General features: G+C 66.4%; 18 protein-coding genes. 9 read left to right on the top strand and 9 right to left on the bottom strand.

The window, feature by feature from the left end; translation table 11 throughout:
• Window positions 1-39: 39 nt before the first annotated feature.
• A complete protein-coding gene (locus CAL28_RS14225) occupies window positions 40-963 on the bottom strand; it encodes a LysR family transcriptional regulator (RefSeq protein WP_094841982.1) in 924 nt (307 codons plus the stop codon).
• Between the two features lie 94 nt (window positions 964-1,057).
• On the opposite strand from CAL28_RS14225, the gene CAL28_RS14220 reads away from it, so the two are divergent.
• The 4 genes from CAL28_RS14220 (at window position 1,058) to ppk2 (ending at window position 5,124) form a co-directional block, all read left to right on the top strand.
• A complete protein-coding gene (locus CAL28_RS14220; RefSeq protein WP_094841981.1) occupies window positions 1,058-1,948 on the top strand; it encodes a TauD/TfdA dioxygenase family protein in 891 nt (296 codons plus the stop codon).
• A gap of 95 nt (window positions 1,949-2,043) precedes the next feature.
• The gene (locus CAL28_RS14215) at window positions 2,044-3,066 is read left to right on the top strand and encodes a Bug family tripartite tricarboxylate transporter substrate binding protein (RefSeq protein ID WP_094841980.1); all 1,023 of its coding nucleotides are present in this window, start codon (window positions 2,044-2,046) and stop codon (window positions 3,064-3,066) included.
• A gap of 6 nt (window positions 3,067-3,072) precedes the next feature.
• Window positions 3,073-4,143 (top strand): mandelate racemase/muconate lactonizing enzyme family protein, encoded by a 1,071-nt coding sequence (locus tag CAL28_RS14210; protein ID WP_094841979.1) that lies wholly within the window; start codon window positions 3,073-3,075, stop codon window positions 4,141-4,143.
• 63 nt (window positions 4,144-4,206) lie between these two features.
• A complete protein-coding gene (gene ppk2, locus CAL28_RS14205) occupies window positions 4,207-5,124 on the top strand; it encodes a polyphosphate kinase 2 (protein ID WP_176463990.1) in 918 nt (305 codons plus the stop codon).
• 29 nt (window positions 5,125-5,153) lie between these two features.
• Here the strand turns inward: ppk2 and CAL28_RS14200 are convergent, their stop codons facing one another.
• Window positions 5,154-6,188, bottom strand: a complete 1,035-nt coding sequence (locus CAL28_RS14200) for a CorA family divalent cation transporter (RefSeq protein WP_094844617.1) — start codon at window positions 6,186-6,188, stop codon at window positions 5,154-5,156.
• 239 nt (window positions 6,189-6,427) lie between these two features.
• Between CAL28_RS14200 and CAL28_RS14195 the strand changes: the two genes are divergently transcribed.
• The 4 genes from CAL28_RS14195 (at window position 6,428) to chrA (ending at window position 10,479) form a co-directional block, all read left to right on the top strand.
• Entirely contained in the window at window positions 6,428-7,489 is a 1,062-nt protein-coding gene (locus CAL28_RS14195; protein ID WP_254926125.1) for an esterase, read from the top strand.
• Window positions 7,490-7,557: 68 nt separating this feature from the next.
• The gene (locus tag CAL28_RS14190; RefSeq protein ID WP_176463989.1) at window positions 7,558-8,502 is read left to right on the top strand and encodes an ABC transporter substrate-binding protein; all 945 of its coding nucleotides are present in this window, start codon (window positions 7,558-7,560) and stop codon (window positions 8,500-8,502) included.
• A gap of 339 nt (window positions 8,503-8,841) precedes the next feature.
• Window positions 8,842-9,174 (top strand): hypothetical protein, encoded by a 333-nt coding sequence (locus CAL28_RS14185; RefSeq protein ID WP_094841977.1) that lies wholly within the window; start codon window positions 8,842-8,844, stop codon window positions 9,172-9,174.
• A 120-nt stretch (window positions 9,175-9,294) separates the two neighbouring features.
• A complete protein-coding gene (chrA, locus tag CAL28_RS14180; protein WP_094844615.1) occupies window positions 9,295-10,479 on the top strand; it encodes a chromate efflux transporter in 1,185 nt (394 codons plus the stop codon).
• Window positions 10,480-10,487: 8 nt separating this feature from the next.
• Here the strand turns inward: chrA and CAL28_RS14175 are convergent, their stop codons facing one another.
• The 7 genes from CAL28_RS14175 to CAL28_RS14145 all read right to left on the bottom strand — a co-directional run bounded on the left by CAL28_RS14175 (window position 10,488) and on the right by CAL28_RS14145 (window position 19,210).
• Window positions 10,488-10,883 carry a VOC family protein gene (locus tag CAL28_RS14175; RefSeq protein ID WP_094841976.1) on the bottom strand — a complete coding sequence of 132 codons (396 nt, stop codon included), beginning with the start codon at window positions 10,881-10,883 and terminating at the stop codon, window positions 10,488-10,490.
• Between the two features lie 436 nt (window positions 10,884-11,319).
• Entirely contained in the window at window positions 11,320-12,744 is a 1,425-nt protein-coding gene (locus CAL28_RS14170) for a DUF1254 domain-containing protein (protein ID WP_217906571.1), read from the bottom strand.
• Between the two features lie 375 nt (window positions 12,745-13,119).
• Window positions 13,120-14,250 (bottom strand): SMP-30/gluconolactonase/LRE family protein, encoded by a 1,131-nt coding sequence (locus CAL28_RS14165; RefSeq protein WP_094841975.1) that lies wholly within the window; start codon window positions 14,248-14,250, stop codon window positions 13,120-13,122.
• Between the two features lie 210 nt (window positions 14,251-14,460).
• Window positions 14,461-15,159, bottom strand: coding sequence for a DUF2894 domain-containing protein (locus tag CAL28_RS14160; RefSeq protein WP_176463988.1), 699 nt, complete (start codon window positions 15,157-15,159; stop codon window positions 14,461-14,463).
• Window positions 15,156-15,845, bottom strand: a complete 690-nt coding sequence (locus CAL28_RS14155; RefSeq protein ID WP_094841974.1) for an OmpA family protein — start codon at window positions 15,843-15,845, stop codon at window positions 15,156-15,158. The genes CAL28_RS14160 and CAL28_RS14155 overlap by 4 nt, the downstream gene beginning before the upstream one ends.
• Window positions 15,842-18,451: a DUF802 domain-containing protein gene (locus CAL28_RS14150; RefSeq protein WP_094841973.1), complete on the bottom strand. Its 2,610-nt coding sequence runs from the start codon at window positions 18,449-18,451 to the stop codon at window positions 15,842-15,844. Before CAL28_RS14150 ends, CAL28_RS14155 begins: the two co-directional genes overlap by 4 nt.
• Window positions 18,452-18,463: 12 nt before the next feature.
• Complete coding sequence (locus CAL28_RS14145; protein ID WP_094841972.1) at window positions 18,464-19,210, bottom strand: DUF3348 domain-containing protein; 747 nt, start codon at window positions 19,208-19,210, stop codon at window positions 18,464-18,466.
• 289 nt (window positions 19,211-19,499) lie between these two features.
• Here CAL28_RS14145 and CAL28_RS14140 point away from each other — a divergent pair, with 289 nt between their 5' ends.
• Window positions 19,500-21,266 carry a chloride channel protein gene (locus CAL28_RS14140; RefSeq protein ID WP_094841971.1) on the top strand — a complete coding sequence of 589 codons (1,767 nt, stop codon included), beginning with the start codon at window positions 19,500-19,502 and terminating at the stop codon, window positions 21,264-21,266.
• Window positions 21,267-21,269: the final 3 nt, after the last annotated feature.

Genomic DNA, 21,269 nt, shown 5'->3' with positions numbered 1-21,269 from the left:
TCAGGACTGCATTTCGGCAGCATCCTGGCACGGCGCCCCTCATCCTTTCCATCGGTCATTGGCACTAGACAGTTCCCTGGCTTTTTCGCGGCACAGGCGCACGAAGCTGTCCGCCGCCGCATTGGGCGATCGCATCTTCAGCGTGGTGGCACAGATCCGCCTCCGCGGACGGCTGCGGGCCCCGAACGGTACCCGCACCAGCCCTTTCATGTTGAACGACGCGGTGGTCGACCGTGGGAACACGCCGTATCCCAATCCGGCGCCGATCAAACCTATCATGGTGGCCACATTCTCGACCTCGTACGCGGGCACGAAGGAGTGGCCGCGCTTGAGGTATTCCTTGTCGATGATGTGGCGCACACCGCTGCCGCCCTTCTTCGCGACCTGGGAATGCGCGATAAGGTCTTCCCAAGTGACCGAACGTCTTGCCGCCAGGGCATGGCGCCGGGCGCATAGCACGACGAGGTCGTCCGTCATCACGTCGCGCTGGAGCAGGTCGTCGGCATCGTCCCGGCGCGGTGTGAAAGCGAGATCCACGGCGCGGGCGCGCACCAGGGCGATGGCCTCGTCGGAAAGCACATCGTAAAGGCGCAACTCGACTTCCGGGTGCGCCGCGGCGAATGCGCCGATGATATCCGGCAGGAAGCTGGCCGCCAGGGACGGCGCCATTGCCAGCGACAGCGTGCCGCGTTCGCCGGTCGCGTAGCGGCGGATATGGCTCAGGCCGTGCTCGACGCTATCCACGAGGCCGCGCGCGATCCCGACGAATTCCGTGCCGACCGGCGTCAGCGCCACCGTGCGCGTATCGCGGTCGAACAGACGGGCACCTATCGTCTCTTCCAGCCGGCGAATATTCGCGCTGAGCGCGGGCTGGGACAGATGCACGCGCGCGGCCGCCTTGCTGAAGCTCAATGTGCTCGTGACCGCCAGGAATGCATCCAACTGCTTGAGCGTGACACTCATAATTTAAATGAATAGGTATATAGAAAAATAAATATTCCCGAATCAAAACGACTTTACTACAGTGTCCTTCCACGACGCATTCCAGGAGACAGGCATGAGCGCCCAAGCACAACCCTCGCGCATGGATGGCACGATATCCGTGGTTCCCACAGGAGCAGCCCTGGGCGCCGACATCGTCGGCTACGACATGCGCCAGCCTCCCACCGAAGAACAGCTCGCCGTCATAGAGCAGGCCTGGGCCGACCATCTCGTCCTGCGCTTTCGCGGCAACCCCGGCCTGACGGGCGAGCAGTTGATCAGGTTCTCGAGCGCGCTAGGTCCGTTGGACAAGCGTCCCGTCAAGGGCTCGCTGCGCGGCGGCACCAACGACTTGCCGTTGGAGATCAATGTGATTTCCAACATCGTCGTCGACGGCAAGCCCATCGGCGGACTCGGTGCGGGCGAGGCCGAGTGGCATTCCGACATGACCTACAAGGATGTGCCGCCCAAGGCAAGCTGCCTGTACTCGCTCGAGATCCCGCCCTCCGGCGGCGGCACCAGTTTCGTCAATATGTACAAGGCCTACGATGACCTGCCTCCGGAGCTCAAGCGCCGCGTGGAGGGTTTGCGCTGCGTGCACGACGCCAGCATCAACAGCACGGGCGAACTTCGTGAAGGCTACGTGGCGGTGAACGACCCACGGCAGACGATCGGCGCCATCCATTCCGTGGTGAAGGTGCATCCGGTTACCGGACGAAAATGCCTTTTCCTGGGACGCCGGCGTAATGCCTATCTGGTGGGACTGCCGCTGGAAGAAAGCGAAGCCCTGCTGGATACGCTGTGGGCGCATGCCACACGTCCGGAAGCCAGATGGACGCAGGTATGGCAGGTGGGCGATGCCATCCTCTGGGACAACCGCTGCACCATGCACCAGCGCGATGCCTTCGACAGCGCGAGCCGTCGCCTGATGTACCGCACACAGATCGGCGAACGCCTGGCGGCGTAATACCGCCATGCCGTATCGGCAAAGGCCGGCGCACCCCACAGAGGGCGCCCGGGACACGGCTGGCGCACAGCGGCCGGAACAACGGAGGAGACGATATGGAACGGCACGGAACATGGGCACCGCCCGCGCGCCCCGCGCATGGAGCCGCGCGCCTGCTGGCGCGTGCCGCGCTGGGCGTGTGCATGCTCGGCCTTGCGGCGACGGCGCGGGCGGCCGAAGAGTACCCCCAGCATACGATCAACATGATCGTGCCCTTCGCGCCGGGCGGCCCGACCGACGTCTTCGCCCGCGTGCTTGCCGATAAGCTCGGACGCGAACTCGGACAGTCCGTCGTGGTGCTCAATCGCGGCGGTGCCGCCGGCAATATCGGCGTGGCCCAGGCGGCGCGCGAGACGCCTGACGGCTATACCATCCTCTTTGGCACCGCATCCATCGCGGTGGCCCCGGCGGTCTACAAGAAACTGGCCTATGACGCCCTGAAGGATCTGCAGCCGGTCGCGTTGGTCGGATCCTGTCCGGCGCTGGTACTGGTAGCCCCCGGCGGGCCGCCAACCATCGAGCAACTGGTTGCCACCTTGAAGGCGGCGCCAGGCAAGTACAGCTATGCCACGTCCGGCTACGCCAGCGCCACGCACCTGGTCACCGAGTTCTTCAATCGCAAGGCCGGCGTGGACGCCTTCGTGGTGCCGTATACCGGCTCCGGACCCGCGCACCAGAATATGATCGCCAAGCGCCATCTCTACACCTTCGAAACGGCCAGCTCGGCGATGTCGCTGGTACGCAATGGCTCCTTGAAGGCCATCGGCATCGCGGCGAATCACCGGTCGCCGGAGCTGCCGGACGTACCCACCATCGCCGAGGCGGGTATTCCGGGCGTGGATGCGTCCACCTGGAACATGGTGTTCGTGCCGGCGCAGACGCCAATGCCTATCGTCGACAGGCTCAACAAGGCCATCAATGCCGCCTTGTCCGACAAGGCGACAGCGGACAAACTGAAGAGCCTGGTCATTGAAGTCACGGCCGATTCCACCCCGGCTTCGTCATCGGCATACCTGCGAAGCGAAATCGATCGCTGGGCCGGCATCGTGCGCGACTCCGGCATCAAGGCGATGGAGTAGCTCGCGATGAAAGTCGAATACGTCGCGGTGCGGCAAGTGGCATTTCCGCTGACCGTGCCCTATAAGCTGTCCACGGGCGATAAAACGGTCTTCGACCCCTATCTCGTGGAAATCGTCGCGGACGGCGAAGTCGGCTGGGGCGAATGCATGGTGTCGGTGGGGTACACCACGGAATCGCGCGCGGATTCCTGGCAGGCCTTGCGCGATATGGCGGCCGTAATGCCGGGACTGTCGACGGCCCGGGCGCGCAGTGTGGTGGACGGCTACGCCCGGCGCCTGCCCGGCGTCTGCAGCGCCATGTATGGCGCGCTGGACATGTTATCGGGCCACGCGCTGCTGGACATGGCGCGGGATACCCATGTCCCGCTGCTGGCGCCTTGCCAGCAGGCCACCGAGCAAGGCCTGCGCGACGAGATCGCGCGGTTGACCGAGGAAGGCTTCCGCACCCTGAAGGTGAAGGTAGGTTTCGACTGGCGCCAGGATCTGGAGCGCGTACAGCGCATCCAACGCGTGGCGGCCGGCAGGGCAACCTTGCGCCTGGATGCGAATCGCGGATACACCGAGGCGGACGGCATCTCGTTTGCCAGCAGGCTGGACCCCGCGGGCATAGAACTCTTCGAACAGCCTTGCGCCTCCACCGATTGGCGAGCCAACGCCGCGGTCGCGGCGCGGTCCGCCGTGCCCATCATGCTGGATGAATCGATCTACGGCATGGAGGACATCGACAGGGCCTCGACCATCGGCAACGTCGGCTTCGTCAAGCTCAAACTAAAGAAGGTCGGGCAACTGGACGATCTGGCCGCGGCCCTGGCACGGATCCGCGCCTTGGGCATGTCGCCAGTGCTGGGAGACGGCGTATCGCTGGAAATCGCCTGCTGGATGGAGGCCTGCGTCGCCGTTTCCTCCATCGACAATGCGGGTGAAATGAACGGCTTCCTGAAGGCGCGCGACCGGCTGCTGGAGAACCCCTTGCCTTTCGCGCGAGGCGGCATCTGCCTGCCGGCCGGATACCGGCCCGTCGTCGACCGCGCCGCCCTGCGCGATCACACGGTACTGCGGGAAACGTTCAACGCGTGAGCGCGGTAACTTCCTTGTCATCCGTCTGTCATAGCATCGCCTTCATCCAACAGGGAGCTGGACGTGGACGCGATCGACAATGAACTGGTGCGGCGGATACACCGCGACCTGGCCGACCATTACGACGAAGAACTCGAACTGGAGCTGGAAGACCGCACTTTCGAGGAACTGCAGGGCGATCCGGCCCATATGCCGTCGGACGAGGAAAGAGCCTGGCGCCGCACCTACTTCCGCGAACTTTTTCGGTTGCAGGGCGAATTGGTCAAGCTGCAGAACTGGGTCGTGGCCACCGGCCACAAGGTGGTTATCCTGTTCGAGGGCCGCGATGCCGCGGGCAAGGGCGGCGTGATCAAGCGCATTACCCAGCGCTTGAATCCGCGCGTTGCCCGGGTGGCCGCATTGCCCGCTCCCAACGACCGCGAACGCACGCAATGGTATTTCCAGCGCTACGTATCGCACCTGCCGGCCGCGGGCGAGATCGTGCTGTTCGACCGCAGCTGGTACAACCGCGCCGGCGTCGAGCATGTCATGGGCTTTTGCAGCGATGACCAGTACGAAGAATTCTTCCGCACGGTGCCGGAGTTCGAAAAGATGCTGGTACGCTCCGGCATCCAGTTGATCAAGTACTGGTTCTCGATCACCGACGAAGAACAGCACCTGCGCTTCCTGGGCCGCATCAACGACCCGCTGAAGCAATGGAAGCTCAGCCCCATGGACCTGGAGTCGCGGCGGCGCTGGGAAGCCTACACCCGCGCGAAGGAAACCATGCTGGAGCGCACCCATATTCCGGAAGCCCCGTGGTGGGTGGTGCAGGCCGTGGACAAGAAGCGCGCGCGCCTGAACTGCATCAGCCATCTGCTATCGCAAATGCAATACCACGAGATCGAACGGCCCGGCATCGTGTTGCCCCCGCGCGAACGCCATGCCGACTATGTGCGCCATCCGGTACCGGCCACGATGATGGTGCCGGAGGTTTATTAGGGCGCCGGCCGCGGGCCCCTCCCCGCGATTCAGAAAAGCTTGAGCTTGCGCAAAAGCAGCAGCATCCCCAAACCGAGCAGCCCCATCAGGCTCAGGACCCACCAGAAGGCGCCCGGCGCCTGCAAGCCGGGAACGTCGGCCATGTTCATGCCGAAGATCCCGGACAGCAGTGTCCCGGGCATCAACAAGGCGGTCAGGACGGACAGCACCATCAGGTTGCGGTTCATCTGTTCGGCCATCTGCGACGCGATTTCCTCCTGCAGCAGCTTGGCGCGTTCATACAGCGCGTCAATGGTACCGGCCAGGCCGTGCAGCGCATCGATGACCTGCGCCACTCGATCCCGCGCGTCGCTGTCGGCCCAGTCGTGGCCCAGCGTGCACAGCCGCCCCAGTATGTTGCGTTCCGGATTGATATGGCGCCGGAACTCGGCCAGCTGGCGTCGTACGGCGCTCAAGGCGCTGCGGTCGGCCTGCTGCCGGTCGGACAGGACCGATGCCTCGATATCGTCGACTTCGTCGGTCAGGGCTTCGAGCTTCTCCAGGAAGCCCTCGTGCAGGCACTGCAGCAGGCCGGCCAGCAGGTCCAGCGTACAGCCGTAGTCGGTGCCCTCCTCGATCAGGCGGCGCAATCTGTCGGTGGATCGCAGGGCGCGCGTGCGCACCGTAATCAGCCGCGTGCCATCCAGGAAGAAATGCAGGACGCCCTTTTCCTCATCCTGTCCGTCGGCTTCCATCTTCAGGTCCACCAGCAGGCCGTAGACGCCGTCGTCCGAGATGTGCAAGCGAGGCCGGTCGTCGCGGCCGGCCAGGAACCGGCGTGCGGCTTCCGGAATGTCCCGGGCATGTTCCAGCCATTCGTGGATACGGCTGTCGGCAGTCTTCAGGTGCATCCAGGTGAACTGGCCGGGACCGGCGGGCGAACCGCCCAGGATGTCGGGCCAGTTCAGGCGCAGGGGTAGCCCGCCGCCGAAGCGGAACGCGCAGATCAGCCCGCCGGGGCCGGCGGCCAGTGTCAACAGCCGATTGCGGCTGGCCGGCGGATCTGTCCGGGTGGTGATATCCATGGCGTGACAGCGATACATGAGGGATGGACGACGGACGGTATCGTCCGCGCCGCGTGGCCTGGACGGCCATGCAGGCGCCCATCAATACCCGCGGCTCATGACGCCGATGTGACAAATCGCGAAAACCCCGTGTGCCGTCAGTGCACCGTCAGCTGCTCCCCGGTACCCTCGTCGCCGGACGGTGCGCGGGTCCAGGACCCGCCGCTCGTGACGACTTACAACAACAAGGAGACAGCGTGATGAGATCCGCTTCGCAATGGAGCATTGCCGTTCGCGGCGCGATGGCTGCCCTGGTCCTGGGGCTCGTGGCGGGAACGGCCCCGGCGCTGGCCGCGGAACCGGCGCAGCCCGGGCCCTTGACGATACAGTCGCAAGGCAGTTTCTTCGTCGGCGGCCGGGACGTGCATTCGGATACCTTGTCTACCGCGCCCGGGCGCGGGGCCGACGGCACGATCACCGTGGACCAGATGTACGTCAGCTACCAGATACCGCTGCATCCCCGCCGCTACCCCATCACGCTGATTCATGGTTGCTGCCTGACGGGCAAGTCATGGGAGACAACGCCCGATGGCCGCATGGGCTGGCAGGAATACTTCGTCCGCAAGGGTTATTCGACCTACACGATAGACCAGGTCTCGCGCGGGCGGTCCGCCTTCGACCCGTCCGCGATCAATCGCGTAAAGATGGGCCAGTCCGCGCCGGACACCCTGCCTGCGATCTTCGCCGCCGGGCACGAGGAAGCATGGACGGTGTTCCGTTTCGGCCCGGAATATCCCAAGCCTTATGCGAACCTGCAGTTTCCCCTGCAGGCCCAGGCGGAATTGTGGAAACAACTGGTCCCGGACTGGTTTGCCGCGCTGCCCAGCCCTAATCCCACCGTGCCGAATCTTTCGCGCCTGGCGCAGCGGCTGCACGGCACGATCCTGATGAGCCATTCCCAGGGAGGCGTCTATCCGTTCCAGACCGCGGCACTGAACACCAGCGGCATCGCCGGTATCGTGGCGATCGAACCGACGGTATGCCCGGCACCCACCGGCGACCTGAGTCCCTACACCAGGATGCCCATTCTGGTTGTCTACGGCGATAACGTCGAAATCGCCCCACGCTGGGCGCCGCGCCTGCAGAAATGCCGGGCGTTCATCGACGCCGTGGCGAAGGCGGGAGGCAATGCCAGGCTCGTCGAACTGCCCCAGGTGGGCTTTCATGGCAACTCGCATATGCTGATGCAGGACCGCAACAGCCTGCAGGTCGCCGACTGGCTGCTCGACTGGATCGACCGCAACATCGAAAAGACGTCCTAGGGCTGCGCCGGGCGCCGGTCCGACGCATGCCCGTCGCGCCCGATACACCGATGAAGGGAGACATGGCAATGCAACGACGTCATTTGCTGGGATTGCTGGCCGCCGCGCCATGGATGGCCGCGGCACGCGCGGCGGACGGGCCGATGCCGGTGGCGGTGAACCAGACCACCATCGAAAGCGGGCCTTTGTTGATCGGCAATCCCAAGGGACTGCGGGTGGTGCGCCTGCCGAATGGCCGGGCGGCGTCCGCGCAATTGGTTGCCGGCCAGGTCGATGCGGCGACCGGCAGCGAAACCCAGGCCACGCTTAGCGCGGTGCTGCAACCGCAATTGCGCATTATCCTGACGCTGGCAGAATGCCACTATCGCATGGTGGGCCGCCGCAGCGCCGGTATAGGGCGCATCGCCGACCTGCGCGGCAAACGCGTCGCGTACACACCGGCCACCTCATCGGAATATTTCCTGCGCGTCATGCTGCGTTCGGCCGGTTTGGACCTGGCCGACGTCACGCCGGTCAGACTGGAACCGGAGGCCATGCCGCCCGCGCTGGCGAACCGGCAAGCGGACGCCATGGCGATGTGGGAGCCGCACCCGCAGAACGCCATCGATCTGCTGGGCGAGGACGCCATCGTGATGGTCGATCCCGCCAAGCCGCCGCACGCCTATTTCGAACGGTTCAACCTGAACACCACCACGACGGTGCTCGACGACCCCCGCCGCCGTGGCGCGCTGGTGCGCGCGGTGCGGACCGTCGCCGAGGTCTCGCACGAACTTACGGCGAATCCGCGCAAGCACTGGCCCGCGCTGTCGCGTGCCGTGAACGCCCCGGTGGAGGTCATCGCCAAGGCATGGCCGCAGTTCCGCTTTCCGGCACGGCTGGACACCGAATCCCTGTTGACCGTGCTGACCGACATGGAACCCTGGGCCGCGAGCGTACAAAAGCGCGAAGCCCGGCCGCGCGCCGTGCTGGCCGGCATGATGGATCCCAGCGTGGCGCGAGAAGCGGGTCGATAACGCCTTAGGCCATCCGATGCGATCCGGGCCGCCTGGCCCGGCCCCGCGCCCGCGCCAGGCGCGGCCGCACCGCCCGGCAGGCCGACCGACGCGGCGCGGTCGGCTACTTAATCATGAAAAGCGCAGCGGTAGCCCCTGCGCATCGCGCCATGCGGCACCGCATGGATGTGCATCAACGCATGGCGCCCGCGCCCGCACCGGGCCGCCGCGGTCCGGCCTTCCCGGTTGTTTCGCCAGCTTTCGCGCTGTGTAATCGGCGCCGGCGCGACCGTCTCGTTCCGCGCGGACCGCGTCCACCCATGCTGTCGTCGTCAATTTCTGGATACGCCGAGGTACATCATGCGCAGCGCTTTGCATCGCCCTATCGCCCTTGCGATCGTTCTGTCGGCCCCCCTGGCCGCCCATGCCCAAACCGCCACGACCGACGGGTCAGCCACCGCCGTCGCCGCCGTCGCGGTCGAACAGGTCTACATCGCGAATACGACGAACCAGGAAATCGTATTCTTCGTGGAATCCGAGAACACCCAGCGCACGGAGTACCACCTGGCGCCCGGCGCGGCCGGTACGGTGCACGGCGAACCGGGCGATAAGTGGCTGAACATCGAGATGCAGGGCGGCGCCAATGGCAACGGCGCCCAGGCCCGGGACAGCAGCAGCGCAATGAGCCGATAACGCCGGGCCGCGGCGCCACCAGGGCGGATGAGGCTTGCGCGCGACAGCGCCCCAGATTCCGCGATGCCGGGCAAGCATGCCGTGCTATACAGACGCACCGCATTTCCCTCGCTCCGCATCATGTCCGCATCGATCGAAGTCTTCCTACTGTTCCTGCGCCTGGGGCTCACCTCTTTCGGCGGCCCGGTCGCGCACCTGGGCTACTTTCGGCACGAGTTCGTCGAACGACGCAAATGGCTGGACGAACATACCTATTCGGACATCGTCGCGCTCAGCCAATTCCTGCCCGGTCCGGCCAGCAGCAAAGTGGGCATGACCATCGGTTTGATGCGGGCCGGCTGGAGCGGCATGCTGGCCGCATGGGTGGCATTCACGCTGCCGTCGGCGCTGCTGCTGATACTTTTCGGCGTGGGGCTGGCCCGGTATAGTGGGCTCGCCGACTCCGGCATCGTGCATGGACTGAAGATCGTGGCCGTCGCCATCGTGGCGCAGGCGGTGTGGGGCATGGCCAGGTCGCTCTGTCCGGATAGGCCCCGGGCCATGCTGGCCATCGCGGCCACGCTGCTCACGCTGGTGCTGCCCACGGCGTTCAGCCAGATCGGGGCCATCGTGGCCTGCGGCCTGGTGGGCGCGACGCTGCTGAAAGTGCCGCCGCGGGTGCTGCCGTCGACGATGACGCTGCACGTCAGCCGCCGCGCGGGCCTGGTCGCGATCGTGCTGTTCTTTACGCTGCTGATCGCCCTGCCCCTGCTGGCGCCGATGTCGGATCGGACCTGGCTGGCACAGTTCGCCGGCTTCTATCGGTCCGGCGCGCTGGTCTTCGGCGGCGGCCATGTGGTGTTGCCACTGCTGCAATCCACCGCCGTCGGCAACGGCATGGTGTCCAACGCCGACTTCCTGGCCGGCTACGGCGCCGCGCAAGCCGTCCCGGGGCCGCTGTTCACCTTCGCTGCCTTCCTGGGGGCCGTCTCCAGCGGGCCGTTGTCCGGCTGGACTGGCGGCCTGGTCATGCTGGCGGCGATCTTCCTGCCCGCCGCGCTGCTGGTGATCGCGCCGCTGCCGTTCTGGAATCTCTTGCGGACCCGGCCCGGGGTGCAGAACGCGGTGGCGGGCATCAACGCCGGGGTGGTGGGCATACTGCTGTCCGCCCTGTACAACCCGGTATGGACCAGCGCCATCGGCACGCCCCTGGATTTCGGCCTGGCCCTGCTGTGCTTTTCGCTGCTGGTCGTCATGCGTTGGCCACCCCTGCTGATCGTCGCCATCGCGGCGGCCGGTGGCTGGCTGCTCGCCGCCATAGCCTGAGTCCCGTTTCAGCCGGCCCGCAGCTCCAGGCCGTTGCCTTCGGGGTCGCTCAGGTAAATGGACGTCGCGCGCCCCGACGCGCCGTAGCGTTCCGCGATTTCGCCGACCTCGACGCCATGGGCTTGCAGCTCCTGCCGCAGGGCCTGCACATCGAAGTCTGCCACCCGCAGGCATAGGTGGTCCATGTTGCCTGCCGTGCCCGTGGGTGCCTCGCCGCCGCGCCGGCCCAGCGTGCCCGCGACATCCACCAGGTCGATCAGCGAAGCGCCCGCGCGCAGGTGTACGAGGCCCAGGTCGTCCTGCCGGTGCGCGACCTGGCAACCCAGGACCTCCTGGTAGAACGCGATCATCCGGTCCATGTGCTTCACGCGCAGCACGACGTGATCGATGCCGGTTACTTGCATGCGCTTCTCCGCCTTTTTTCGGTACGAGCCGGGATTGTAAAAGTCGCGGCGCGCCAGCGGCCTATTCCGCGCATGCCGCCGATGCGGGCAGGACCACGCGCGGGGCGATCGGTGCGGATGCCTGGCGAATACGGGGCGATGGCGGCCCCGTATCGCGGCGGCGGACCTGTCGAAGCGTTGTGCCAAGCTGGGAAAGCGCTGGAACCGAGGCCATCCAATTCCTGAGAAAGTACTTTAAGTGTGCTGCATCCTGGCTGTCTACTCTTGAGAAAGTACTTTAAGTACAGCCGGTGGGCGCGCCCACACTTAAGACTTCACTTGAGGTTGGATAATTCATATTTTCATTTTATTTTCAATGAATTATGGACAATTATTAAAGTGAAATATCGATAAGGAAGGAACGGCAACCGCATTCGGCTGTCCGCAAAACTAGCTTCTACTGCGCCGTCACGGGCAATGGACCGCTGGACTTGCTGACCACCGGGGGCACCCATCTGCCGTTCAGCGCCTCGGCCTTGGGCGCATACAGCCGCATGGTCAGGTTGAACGCGCCCTTGGGAGCCGGCAGCCAGTTCGCCTCCCTGTCCTTGCCCGGGCTCTCGTTCTGGAAGTAAAGCTCCAGCGAGCCGTCGGCACCGTACTTGAACGGCATCCAGCTACTGACCGCGAATCGGTTCAGGCCGTTCGGCACCTGGAAGCCGTCCGCGTCGTAGAGCGTGATGGACCAGAAAGCGTAGGCGGGCGGCAGCTCGGCTGGGGCGAAGCGGATCACATACTTGTTGGCGCCATCCAGGGGGTGGCCTTCGCCGTCGGCGATGTTCAACGGATAAATCGCATCTTCCACCAGATTGGCGCCCAGTCCCTGTTGGGCAATGATGGCGCGTTTCAGGTAGTAGTCGCCATACACGCCCATCGTGGTCGTGTTCATCAGCCAGCCATTGCTGACGGGCGCCAGGTTCGACAGCTTCCACTGCATAAGCTGATGGGCGGGTTCCGGCGCCCCGGCCATGGCTTTGCGCGCCACCGGGTCCAGCGCGTCGAGATCCAGGCTTTTGCCGGCGTCGATGCCCAGCCGTTTCATCCTGGCCACGATGGGCTGGTCCGTCAGGTGCGGCGGATGCAGCTTCAGCAGTTCCGCCGCGTAGGCGAAGAATTTTTCGCCCGGCATCGCGTCGACCTGCACCTTGGGCGGCGTCTTCATATCGATGGCGGGATCGACCTTGCCGACGATGGTGCCGCCGTTGCCTCCCCATTGCGACAGCGGTGTGATCCGATAGCCGGCCTGGATCTTGTGAACCGCGTCGTAGTCCGCAGGGCCATCCGTCTTGGTACGGCCTATCACCAGGACGTACGGCGTGGGGGCATCGATCCTGGAAGTGCCCGGCGGCAGCTTGTACTCGTCGAACCGGTCGCGCAGATCCGGCCGCCAGTTCGCCTGGGCGACCAGGAAATGGCCGGCCTGGGTCCCCGTGGTGCGCCAGCCTGGCGAGGCGAACACGTCGGTCCACATATCCAGCATGGGCAGCAGGTAGTAGCGCCCGCCGGTATCCGGAACGGACACGACCACCGGCTCGCGCGTAAGGTCCAGGAAGGCCGATGAATACAAGGTATCGAAGTTCGGCCGCACGACCAGCTTCAGGTCGGCGGGCGGGAACTCCGGCCAATTCGAGATCACATTGGGGGGCGCGAAACCCGGCTTCTCGCCCGCCGACGCCACATTGGTCGACTGCCTGCGCGTGACATCCATCGTGACGATCGGATAGAAATACACGTAGGCGTCCAGGGCAATGGCCCGCGCTTCTTCTTCGGATAGTTTCTCGGCCCGCGCCGCCGTCGATAGCGCCGTCCAGGCGAGCGCCATGAGTAGTAAAGCCCATGCCCACGCGGGGCGCGCGTGTCGTCCCCGTACCACGCTATGCAATCGCATGGCATCCTCCCGGTTGAAAACAACCTCGGTTGCGGCAACCATCGGCGGGCAGGCATCTGCCGTCTTGCCCGCTGTTCGGATACGCGTGCGGTGGCACCGTCAGGCTCATCCCCGGATCGGGATATGCGCCCCGCAGGCGTGATAGACAGCGCTGCTGAGGATATGCCGGGTCCCCGGGGCGGACAATACGCAAACAGTCGCAGTCCGTGCGCAGGCACCGGCGCGGCGACGCGGCCGCCCCGGCGCCCGTCCAACGGGGATGGGGATGAATGGCGCAGCCCTGGGCCCGGTGGCAGGGCCGCCCCGGCTTCAGGGATGATCGAGCGGGCTGGGCCGGGCCTGGGTGCGCAGCTTGTAGATCCACACCGGATACCGCACCTGCATGCGGCCGTCGTTGAAGCCCGGCGTCAGATTCAATTGGGAAGCCGGGATCCACAGGTAGCCGTCACGGTCGATCCACAGCGCGTCCGCCCATACCAGCCGGTCGTCCTGGATCAGCGTGGAGATCTTGCCCTGCGGCGTAATGCGCAATATGCGGCGCTTGTCGGTATCGGTCGTGTACAGGTTGCCTTGGGCATCGATCGCCGTGCCGCCCGTGCTGGGCGTGTCGGCCCAGGCCAGCTCGACATGGGACGCGATTTCCTTCTCGGAGACGGCCGGATCGTTCAGCCAGCGCGTGGCCACCCGGGCCATCGGGCCGGAAGCAGGCTGGAAGTACAGCCACTGCCCGTCAGGCGAAACCTCCAGCTGGTCGGCGTGCACGCGCACGGGCTGGCCCTTGGGGTCGAGCACCGCGCGGCCGTCGGCACGCAGGGGGCGCATGGCCGTGGTGGCATTGTTGTTGTCCAGCACGCGCCGTGTGGCGCCCGTCCGCAGATCGAGCACGATCAATCCCGGCGCCCCGGCATCCGTCAGGTAGGCATGGTTGCCATTGAAGCGGACGTCGTCGACATAGCTGTACGGATGCACGGCCGCCGCAAGATCGTAGGTCTGCAGCAGTTGCCGGGTCTGCGGATCGAAGCGGAACAGGCGCGCCCCGCCCTTCACCGCCGGCTGGCCCATGCCGGGCGCCCCGGCATCGACGATCCACAACTTGCCGTCAGGCCCCACGCGCAGCGCGTTCACATGGACATACCCCGAGCCCACGGTGCCCGGGGCCCAGGTCTGCGGACCGTTCCAGCTGGCATCGGGAAAGGGATAGGGGCGGCCCTGGGCGTCGAGTTCGGCGACTTGCATGCCGGCGCTATCCGCCTGCGGATAGCTGACGAACACGCGTCCCTCGGGCGTCACCGTCACGCCATTCCAGACGCGCTGGCCCTGGAACATGGGCACCAGCGATTCATTGCTTTCCTGTCGTGTCGCGCATCCCTGGATGACGGCGATCGCCAGGCAGGCCGCCACGATGCGGGCCAGACTGTTCAAGGACTTTGCCAACGTCATTCGAATTCTCCTTAAACGGCGCGGGCGCGGCGCGCCCCCCGGATTGGACTCATCGGCACAAAGCCTCGGCGCGCGGTGGCGCGGGCCGTGCCGGCCATTGCCGTAGCAAATGACGGGCCTTTTGGAGGAGATGATGTAACAGAACGTTATGGACGGGACGGTTTCGCCGCGATAGGCCCTGGGCCCAGGGCCTTCAGCCGGGGACGAAGGCTAGCGGGAAGCGCCCCGCGGTGCCTTGCGGGTGGCAGCGCCGCGCGCCCCATCCTTGTCGGCCACCAGATCGACGCGCGTGGCCTGTTCCATCCAGGACAGCGCATCGACATAGGATAGGAAGCGATGCAGGTATTCGGGAGAGACCTCTCGCATCAGCGACAGCGTGCGATGCACGAGCAGGCTGGAATTCAGCGGGCCCGCGTTTTCCGGCACGCGCTCTTCAGAGTGCTTCAACTGCCGCCTGGCGCTGTAGCGCGACCAGGTATCGCGAAAGTAATCGAGCAGAGGCAGTTCCGGATATACCGCTGCGCCCTGCCCCCCGTCCGCGTCACCCGCCGCGCGGTCATCCGTGCGCGCTTCGCGCTTGCGCATGGCGATATAGCCTGTCAATTCGGCCAGCGGGCCGGCCCCGTGGCATGCCGCGGCCGGCGCGGCCGCACCGCCGGCGTCGCCGGGTTCGTCCCCGGCGGGCATCCGTCTCGCCTCCAGTTCCTTCCGGTAGGCCTGCAGGAGCTTTTCCAGTTTCTCGTCCAGCACGCGGCGCGCATGTCCATGCCGCACGGCCGCGCACCGCGCCATCGCTTCGATGAAACGGAAGCGAACCGGATCCAGGCGATCGGCGCCCTGCTCGCGCCATGCGGCCAGCAGCGCGGCGGGATCGCGGACGCTCGCGTCGCGGTGAGAGTCGTCCGTCACTGCCCGACCTTGCCCTCGGGGACCCGCGCGGCCTCGGACTGGCCGTGGTCCGCCTGTTTCTGCCCCGATAACCGGGGAACCGGCGCGATTTCGACACGCCGGTTTTTCGCGCGGCCCTCGGCATCGTCGTTCGACGCCACGGGCTGCTCCGCGCCGAAGGCCGCCGCAAAGACAGATCCGGGGTCGACGCCTTCGTCGATCAAGGCGCGCGTCACCGTCAAGGCCCGCTGGGCCGACAGGTCCCAGTTATCGGCGAAGCCGCGCGTGTTCCCACGCACCTGCTGGTTGTCGGTGAAGCCGCTGACCATCAGGATTTCGTCGCGGGTACGCAGGTAATCCGACAAGGGCTGCGCCAGGCTTTTCAGCACCTCGAGTCCCTCGGGCTGCAGTTGATTGGAGTTCAAGGCGAAAAGCACGCTGCCGCTGATACCGATGCGGCCGTTGACCAGCGTGACCCTGCCCGCGGCCAGCGGCACGGCCAATGCCTGTTCCAGTGTCTGGCGGCGTTGCGTTTCGGCCTGGCGCTGCTTGACCTCTTCGTCCAGCTTGGCCGAAAGCTGCATTTGCAGTCCGATCACGCCCACCAGTATCAGGACAAAAGCGCCCAGCGCCGCCGACATCAGGTCGCCGAAGACCGCCCAGGTCGGGACCGTGGGCTCGATGCCGCCGTCGATTTCTTCGCTCATGCCGCTTCGCTACCCGCTGCCGCCCGCTGCGCGGCAAGCTGTTGCAGGTCTTCGAGGATTTGCTTTTGCGACATCACGCTAAGGTCGATCGCTTCGCGGGCCTGCGCCACGTAGTAGGCCAATTGCTCGTCGCTGCGCGAGAGGGATTTTTCCAGCGCGCCTTCGATGCGCTGCAAATGCGCCATCAGCTTCTCGTTCGATTCGCCGAATGCCTGCACGGCCGCGCCGAAGGCTTCGCCCAGGCTGGCGACCTCTACCACACTGCCGGAAACCTGGCCGGCCGCGTCGGCCAGCTTGGCGGTTTCGGCTTCCAGCGTATCGGTGAACTGGCCGCCGACGCGGGCGAGCAGGTCCGCGGAGGTCGACACCAGCGCGTCCACGGCCTCCCGCTGTTCCGTGGATGCGCGGTTCACGGCATCCAGCAATGTGCCCAGCGTATCCAGCAAGCGGCCGCGTTCTTCCAGCATGGCGTTGTCGCGCACCATGCTGTCGGACAGCTTCTGGCGCAGTTCCGCCACGACATCCGCCGCGGCCTTCGGTGCTTCGGACGCGGCCTGCACCAGGCGCTCGATCTCGGCGATGGTGTCGCGGGCCCGGGCCTGCGTCTGCTCCGTAATGTCCAGTGCAATGCGGGACAGGGTCTCGCAGATCTCCTGCTGGCGGGCGGCGGTCTGCTCGCCCGTTTCGCGCCACTGCGCGTGCAGGCCGCCGGCGATGGCGTCGAGCTTGGCCGTCCAGGCGTCCAGCCGTTGCTGGTCGCGCGATTCGAGTGCCGCCTGCTGCCGGGTCTGCGCGTCTTCGACGGCCTGCAACAGCGCGCCCGAATGTTGCTGGACGTTATCCAGCAAGGAGGACGAATGCTGCTCCAGTCCTTGCCGCAAGGCCGAGGCATGGGCTTCTATCCGGTCCGCCAGGGAGGACAAATGCCCCTCTGCCTTCTCCATCAGCGAGGCGGAATGGGTGTCGGCCCGGCCCAGCAGGGACAGCGAATGGCCTTCGACCTTGTCCAGCACGGCGGAGGAATGTCCTTCCACTTTTTCCAGCAGCGCGGCAGAGTGCCGTTCGAAGGCGGCCGCGACCGCCGCGAGCGCCTGCTGATTGTCCCGCGCCAGCTGGCCGTTGGCATGCTCCTGACGGGACATCGCGTCGGTCCATGCCGCGCTCATGCCCGCGGTCGCGCCGTCCAGTTTGGCGGCCACGCCGTCGATCAGGCCGGCCGACCGTTGTTCGAAGGTATCGGCAAAGCGCTGCAAGGTGGTCCGCAGGTCGCCCGCCAGCGCATCGTTCGCCTGGCCGTGCCGCGCCAGCGTCTCGCGCCACAGCTCGCTTACCGTGGCAGCCGCCGTTTCGAATCGCGCCGACATCCCTTCCAGTTGCCGCTGGACGGCGTCGGCGATGGCATCGCGCTGCTGCGATGCCGCCTGCGTGATGGCATCGTGCTGCCGCCGGGTGGCCTCGGTGATGGCCTCGTGTTGCCGGTCCGTCGCGCGGGTAAGGGCATCGTGCTGGCGTTCGACCGCCTGCGTCACGGTCTCGTGCTGTTGTTGCACGGCGAGCGCGACCGCATCGCGCCAGGCGGCGGTTTCCCGCGCCATGCCGGCCATTGTGGCCTCTATCACCGGCTGCAAGGCCGTGGCGGCCAGCCGGGCGCTTTCGGCGGCGCTGTCCTTCAGCGTCTGCTGCACGGCCGCCGCCAGCCCCGTATAGGCGGCCTCGGTTTTATCGTGGAAGGCCTGCTGGCCGGAGCCCAGCCGTTCGTTCAGGGCGTCCTGGCCGGATGCCAGCCGCTGGTCCAGGGCGGCCTGCCCGGCGGCCAGCCGTTCGCTCAGCGCGGCGTGCTGGCGTTCCATCGCGGCCATGCCGGCGGCCAGATTGTCGTTCAGGGCCTGGTTGCGCTGCTCCATGCCCGCCATCATGGCTTGCAGGCGGTCGACCAGCAGCGGCAAGGTTTCGGCCTGCCGCTGCATCAGGCGGAAGGTTTCCTCCCGCTGATGGGCCAGCGTGTGGCCGCGCAGCGTGGTGGCGATGCGGGTGTCCAACTGCTGGGCCGCCAGTATCCGCTCGCGGCGGCACAAGGCCGACAGCAGCCCCAGCATGGCCGACGTGGCCACGCCGGCAACCGAGGTGCCGAAGGCGAAGCCCAGGCCCTGGACCGGTGCCGCCAGAGAGGCCCGGATGGCTTGCAGATCCGTGGCGCTCGCCAGGGCGTTGCCGGTGCCGCGCAGCGTGGCCACCATGCCCAGGAAGGTGCCCAGCATGCCCAGGAGCACCAGCAGGCCCACCAGATAAGGCGTCATCGACGGCCCCGGCAGTGCCACGCGCTCGCCCTCGATGCGCAGGCGCACCGGCCCCCGCAAGGCGGGATGCAGTTGATCGAGCCAGCCCGCCAGTCCCGCCGGCGCGTCGGACAGCCTGCCCAGCGCGTCGGCCAGCGAAGACGTCGCCTGCTGGTAGCGGCGCAGTTCCCACGTACCTGCCAGGTAGGTCACGCCGATCAGCGCCGTGACCGCAAGCGCCAGAGGGTTCGACCCGACATAGCCCGCGCCGATCCAGCCGATGACGGCCAGCCCGACGAGAAAAGCAGCGATATAAAGAATTCTGGTCATGACATCCCGGGTTTAGCTGGCGCGGAGCGCCGCGAGCAGGCCTTCGACAGGCTGAAAACGAATATCCAGTTCGGCGAGCAGTACGCCGCGCATATCCTGGCGAAAGACATCCAGCCAGGCGCCAGGCTTGGCGACCGCCGCCTGGCCGTTGGACTCCGCCTCGGCCAGGGCGGCCGCCTCGGCGCGGCGCAGGCGGTGGAAATGGGTTTCGAGCAGCCCTGGCACGGCCGCCAGTGCGTTGTGCTCGCGCGCGCCCAGCGCCTGTTCCATGATCGCGTCGACGGCGGCCAGTTGCGTCATGGCCGGCGTCCTGCCGGCCATCGCGGTGCGCAGCCGGGCGCGCAGGCCGGCGATGCCGGTTTCCATGGTCTGCTGCAGTGAAAGATAGCGTTGGCGATAAATGGCATAGTCGACGGGGGCCCTGGCTGGCGAGGCCGGCGCCAGGGCCCGGTTGCGCGGGTGGCTGTCCGCCCCCTTGGGCGCGCGGTTTTTTTCGGTAATGGCGTTGGCCAGCGCGGTCCGCACGCGGGCACACTCCTGCTCTTCGGCGCTATCGGTTTCGCCCGCCGCTTCGCCGGCCGCGGGTGGGTTGCTGTTCAGCACGGTGGACAGCGCGATCGCGTCCGTCCAGCCCAGCCAAAGGCTGAGCCGGTCCGCCAGGGACTGCCTGGGTTCCGAAACGTCGATATCCGTCAGGCGGGTAAGCAGGCGGACCAGGTTCGGTCCGCTCAGGCCGGTGCGCCGGGGGGCTGGATCCATAGCGCCGAATCAAAATCCGCCAGTTTACACGGCGCCTAAACGCCGGGGACAGGCACCCGTCTCTTCACCCCGGGGTGCCCGGGTGGCGGCACGGCTTTCCGCCGAAGCGGTATTAAATACATCGTAGTACGATATAATAACAGCGGACCGGCGACCGGTCCGTGCGCTGCCGTCGCCGTCGCGATACGTGCCCCCTTTTTCTCCTTATTACGCGCCGCCCCAGGCGCCGGACGCGCGCTTGCCCCCTTCCCGTCGAACTCCTGGAATCAACGTGCACGAAGCTAAATCCATGGGCGATTTCGCCGCCAGCGCCCGTCTGCTGCGCATCGCGGCGATCGCAGCGGTCATCGGCATGCTCAGTACGCTGACCGCGTACTGTTTGCTGCGGCTGATCGCTTTCTTCACCAACCTGTTTTTCTTCCAGACGGTATCGCTGCAGGCCCGATCGCCCGCCGACAATACCCTCGGGCTGTGGGTCGTCGTCATTCCGGCGGCCGGCGGCCTGATCATCGGCCTGATCGCCCGCTACGGCACGGAAAAGATCCGCGGCCACGGTATCCCGGAGGCCATCGAAGCCATCCTGTTCGGCAAGAGCAGGATGTCGCCCAAGGTCGCCGTCCTCAAGCCACTGTCGTCGGCGATCGCCATCGGCAGCGGCGGCCCCTTCGGCGCCGAAGGCCCCATCATCATGACCGGCGGCGCCATCGGTTCGCTGATCGCCCAGTACTTTCACCTGACCGGCGCCGAACGCAAGACCTTGCTGGTGGCGGGCGCCACCGCCGGCATGACGGCCGTGTTCGGCACGCCCATCGCGGCGGTCATGCTGGCCGTGGAGCTGCTGCTGTTCGAACTGCGGCCCCGCAGCCTGCTGCCGGTTGCCATCGCCTGCGCGGTGGCGGGCTTCTGCCGTCCCCTGGTGATGGAGGGCGGCGCGCTGTTCCCGCTGCAGACGGAGGTACTCGGCCCGGTCGGGCTGATCGCCTGCGCCATCGCCGGCGTGGTCACGGGTGCCTTGTCCTGGGGGCTGTCCACGTCGCTGTACAAGATGGAAGACCTGTTCCTGAAGCTGCCCTTTCACTGGATGTGGTGGCCGGCGCTGGGCGGCCTGGCGATCGGCATCGGCGGCTATTTCCAGCCGCGGGCGCTGGGGGTGGGCTACGACGTCATCGGCGACCTGCTGCACAACAATCTCGCCGTCGGCGTGGTCGTCGGCCTGATCCTGGTCAAGGCGGCGATCTGGGTGATCTCCCTGGCTTCCGGAACCTCGGGTGGGGTACTTGCCCCCTTGCTGATGATGGGCGCCGCGGTGGGCGCGGTGGCCGGCCCGTACATGCCGGGCGGCCAACCCGCCTTGTGGCCGATGATTTTCATGGCCGCGACGCTGGGCGGGATGATGCGCGCGCCCATCATGTCGGTACTGTTCGCCTTCGAGTTGACGCACGACATCAATGCCCTGTTGCCCTTGCTGACGGCCTCGGCCTGCGCATACGGGTTCACGGTGCTGGTGATGCGCCGCTCCATCCTGACGGAGAAAATCGCCCGGCGCGGCTATCACATCTACCGCGAATACGGCATCGATCCGCTGGAGCGCCACTTCGTGCACGAGGTCATGACGCGCGACCCGCGCACCGTCGACGCCGATACGCGGCTGCGCGACGCGCTGGAGACCTCCTTCGGCGCGCAACAGACGCATCGTGCATACCCCGTCGTGCGCGATGGCGCGCTGGTCGGGATGATCGAACGCGATACGCTGCTGCAAGGCCTGGCCAATCCGCAGGCCCACCGCATGGCCGACCTGTTCGGCGCGAATGTGCCCATCATGGCCCTGCCGGGCGAAACCTGCCGTACCGTCGCCAACCGCCTGGCGGTGCATGGGCTGGAACGCGTGCCGGTCGTGACGGACGCCCAGTCGCGGCGCCTGGTGGGCGTGATCAGCCGCAGCGATCTGGTCAAGCCGTCGCTGGCATTCTCCGAAGAGGAAGAACGCTACGAAACCTTCCGCCGCACGCCCCTGCACCGGCTGCGGCAACGGTTCGCGAAGGCACACCGCGCATAGGAA

It is taken from the genome of Bordetella genomosp. 11 (genome assembly GCF_002261215.1).
Lineage (GTDB): Bacteria > Pseudomonadota > Gammaproteobacteria > Burkholderiales > Burkholderiaceae_B > Bordetella_C.
Note: the sequence above shows the minus strand (reverse complement) of the source record. Positions and strands in the feature narration are given on the sequence as shown.

What these genes read in the sequence shown, in the direction of transcription:
- CAL28_RS14225 (WP_094841982.1), bottom strand. Translation starts at nt 963, where the DNA reads ATGAGTGTCACGCTCAAGCAGTTGGATGCATTCCTGGCGGTCACGAGC.
- CAL28_RS14220 (WP_094841981.1), top strand. Translation starts at nt 1,058, where the DNA reads ATGAGCGCCCAAGCACAACCCTCGCGCATGGATGGCACGATATCCGTG.
- CAL28_RS14215 (WP_094841980.1), top strand. Translation starts at nt 2,044, where the DNA reads ATGGAACGGCACGGAACATGGGCACCGCCCGCGCGCCCCGCGCATGGA.
- CAL28_RS14210 (WP_094841979.1), top strand. Translation starts at nt 3,073, where the DNA reads ATGAAAGTCGAATACGTCGCGGTGCGGCAAGTGGCATTTCCGCTGACC.
- CAL28_RS14200 (WP_094844617.1), bottom strand. Translation starts at nt 6,188, where the DNA reads ATGGATATCACCACCCGGACAGATCCGCCGGCCAGCCGCAATCGGCTG.
- CAL28_RS14195 (WP_254926125.1), top strand. Translation starts at nt 6,428, where the DNA reads ATGAGATCCGCTTCGCAATGGAGCATTGCCGTTCGCGGCGCGATGGCT.
- CAL28_RS14190 (WP_176463989.1), top strand. Translation starts at nt 7,558, where the DNA reads ATGCAACGACGTCATTTGCTGGGATTGCTGGCCGCCGCGCCATGGATG.
- CAL28_RS14185 (WP_094841977.1), top strand. Translation starts at nt 8,842, where the DNA reads ATGCGCAGCGCTTTGCATCGCCCTATCGCCCTTGCGATCGTTCTGTCG.
- chrA (WP_094844615.1), top strand. Translation starts at nt 9,295, where the DNA reads ATGTCCGCATCGATCGAAGTCTTCCTACTGTTCCTGCGCCTGGGGCTC.
- CAL28_RS14175 (WP_094841976.1), bottom strand. Translation starts at nt 10,883, where the DNA reads ATGCAAGTAACCGGCATCGATCACGTCGTGCTGCGCGTGAAGCACATG.
- CAL28_RS14170 (WP_217906571.1), bottom strand. Translation starts at nt 12,744, where the DNA reads ATGGCGCTCGCCTGGACGGCGCTATCGACGGCGGCGCGGGCCGAGAAA.
- CAL28_RS14165 (WP_094841975.1), bottom strand. Translation starts at nt 14,250, where the DNA reads ATGACGTTGGCAAAGTCCTTGAACAGTCTGGCCCGCATCGTGGCGGCC.
- CAL28_RS14155 (WP_094841974.1), bottom strand. Translation starts at nt 15,845, where the DNA reads ATGAGCGAAGAAATCGACGGCGGCATCGAGCCCACGGTCCCGACCTGG.
- CAL28_RS14150 (WP_094841973.1), bottom strand. Translation starts at nt 18,451, where the DNA reads ATGACCAGAATTCTTTATATCGCTGCTTTTCTCGTCGGGCTGGCCGTC.
- CAL28_RS14145 (WP_094841972.1), bottom strand. Translation starts at nt 19,210, where the DNA reads ATGGATCCAGCCCCCCGGCGCACCGGCCTGAGCGGACCGAACCTGGTC.
- CAL28_RS14140 (WP_094841971.1), top strand. Translation starts at nt 19,500, where the DNA reads ATGGGCGATTTCGCCGCCAGCGCCCGTCTGCTGCGCATCGCGGCGATC.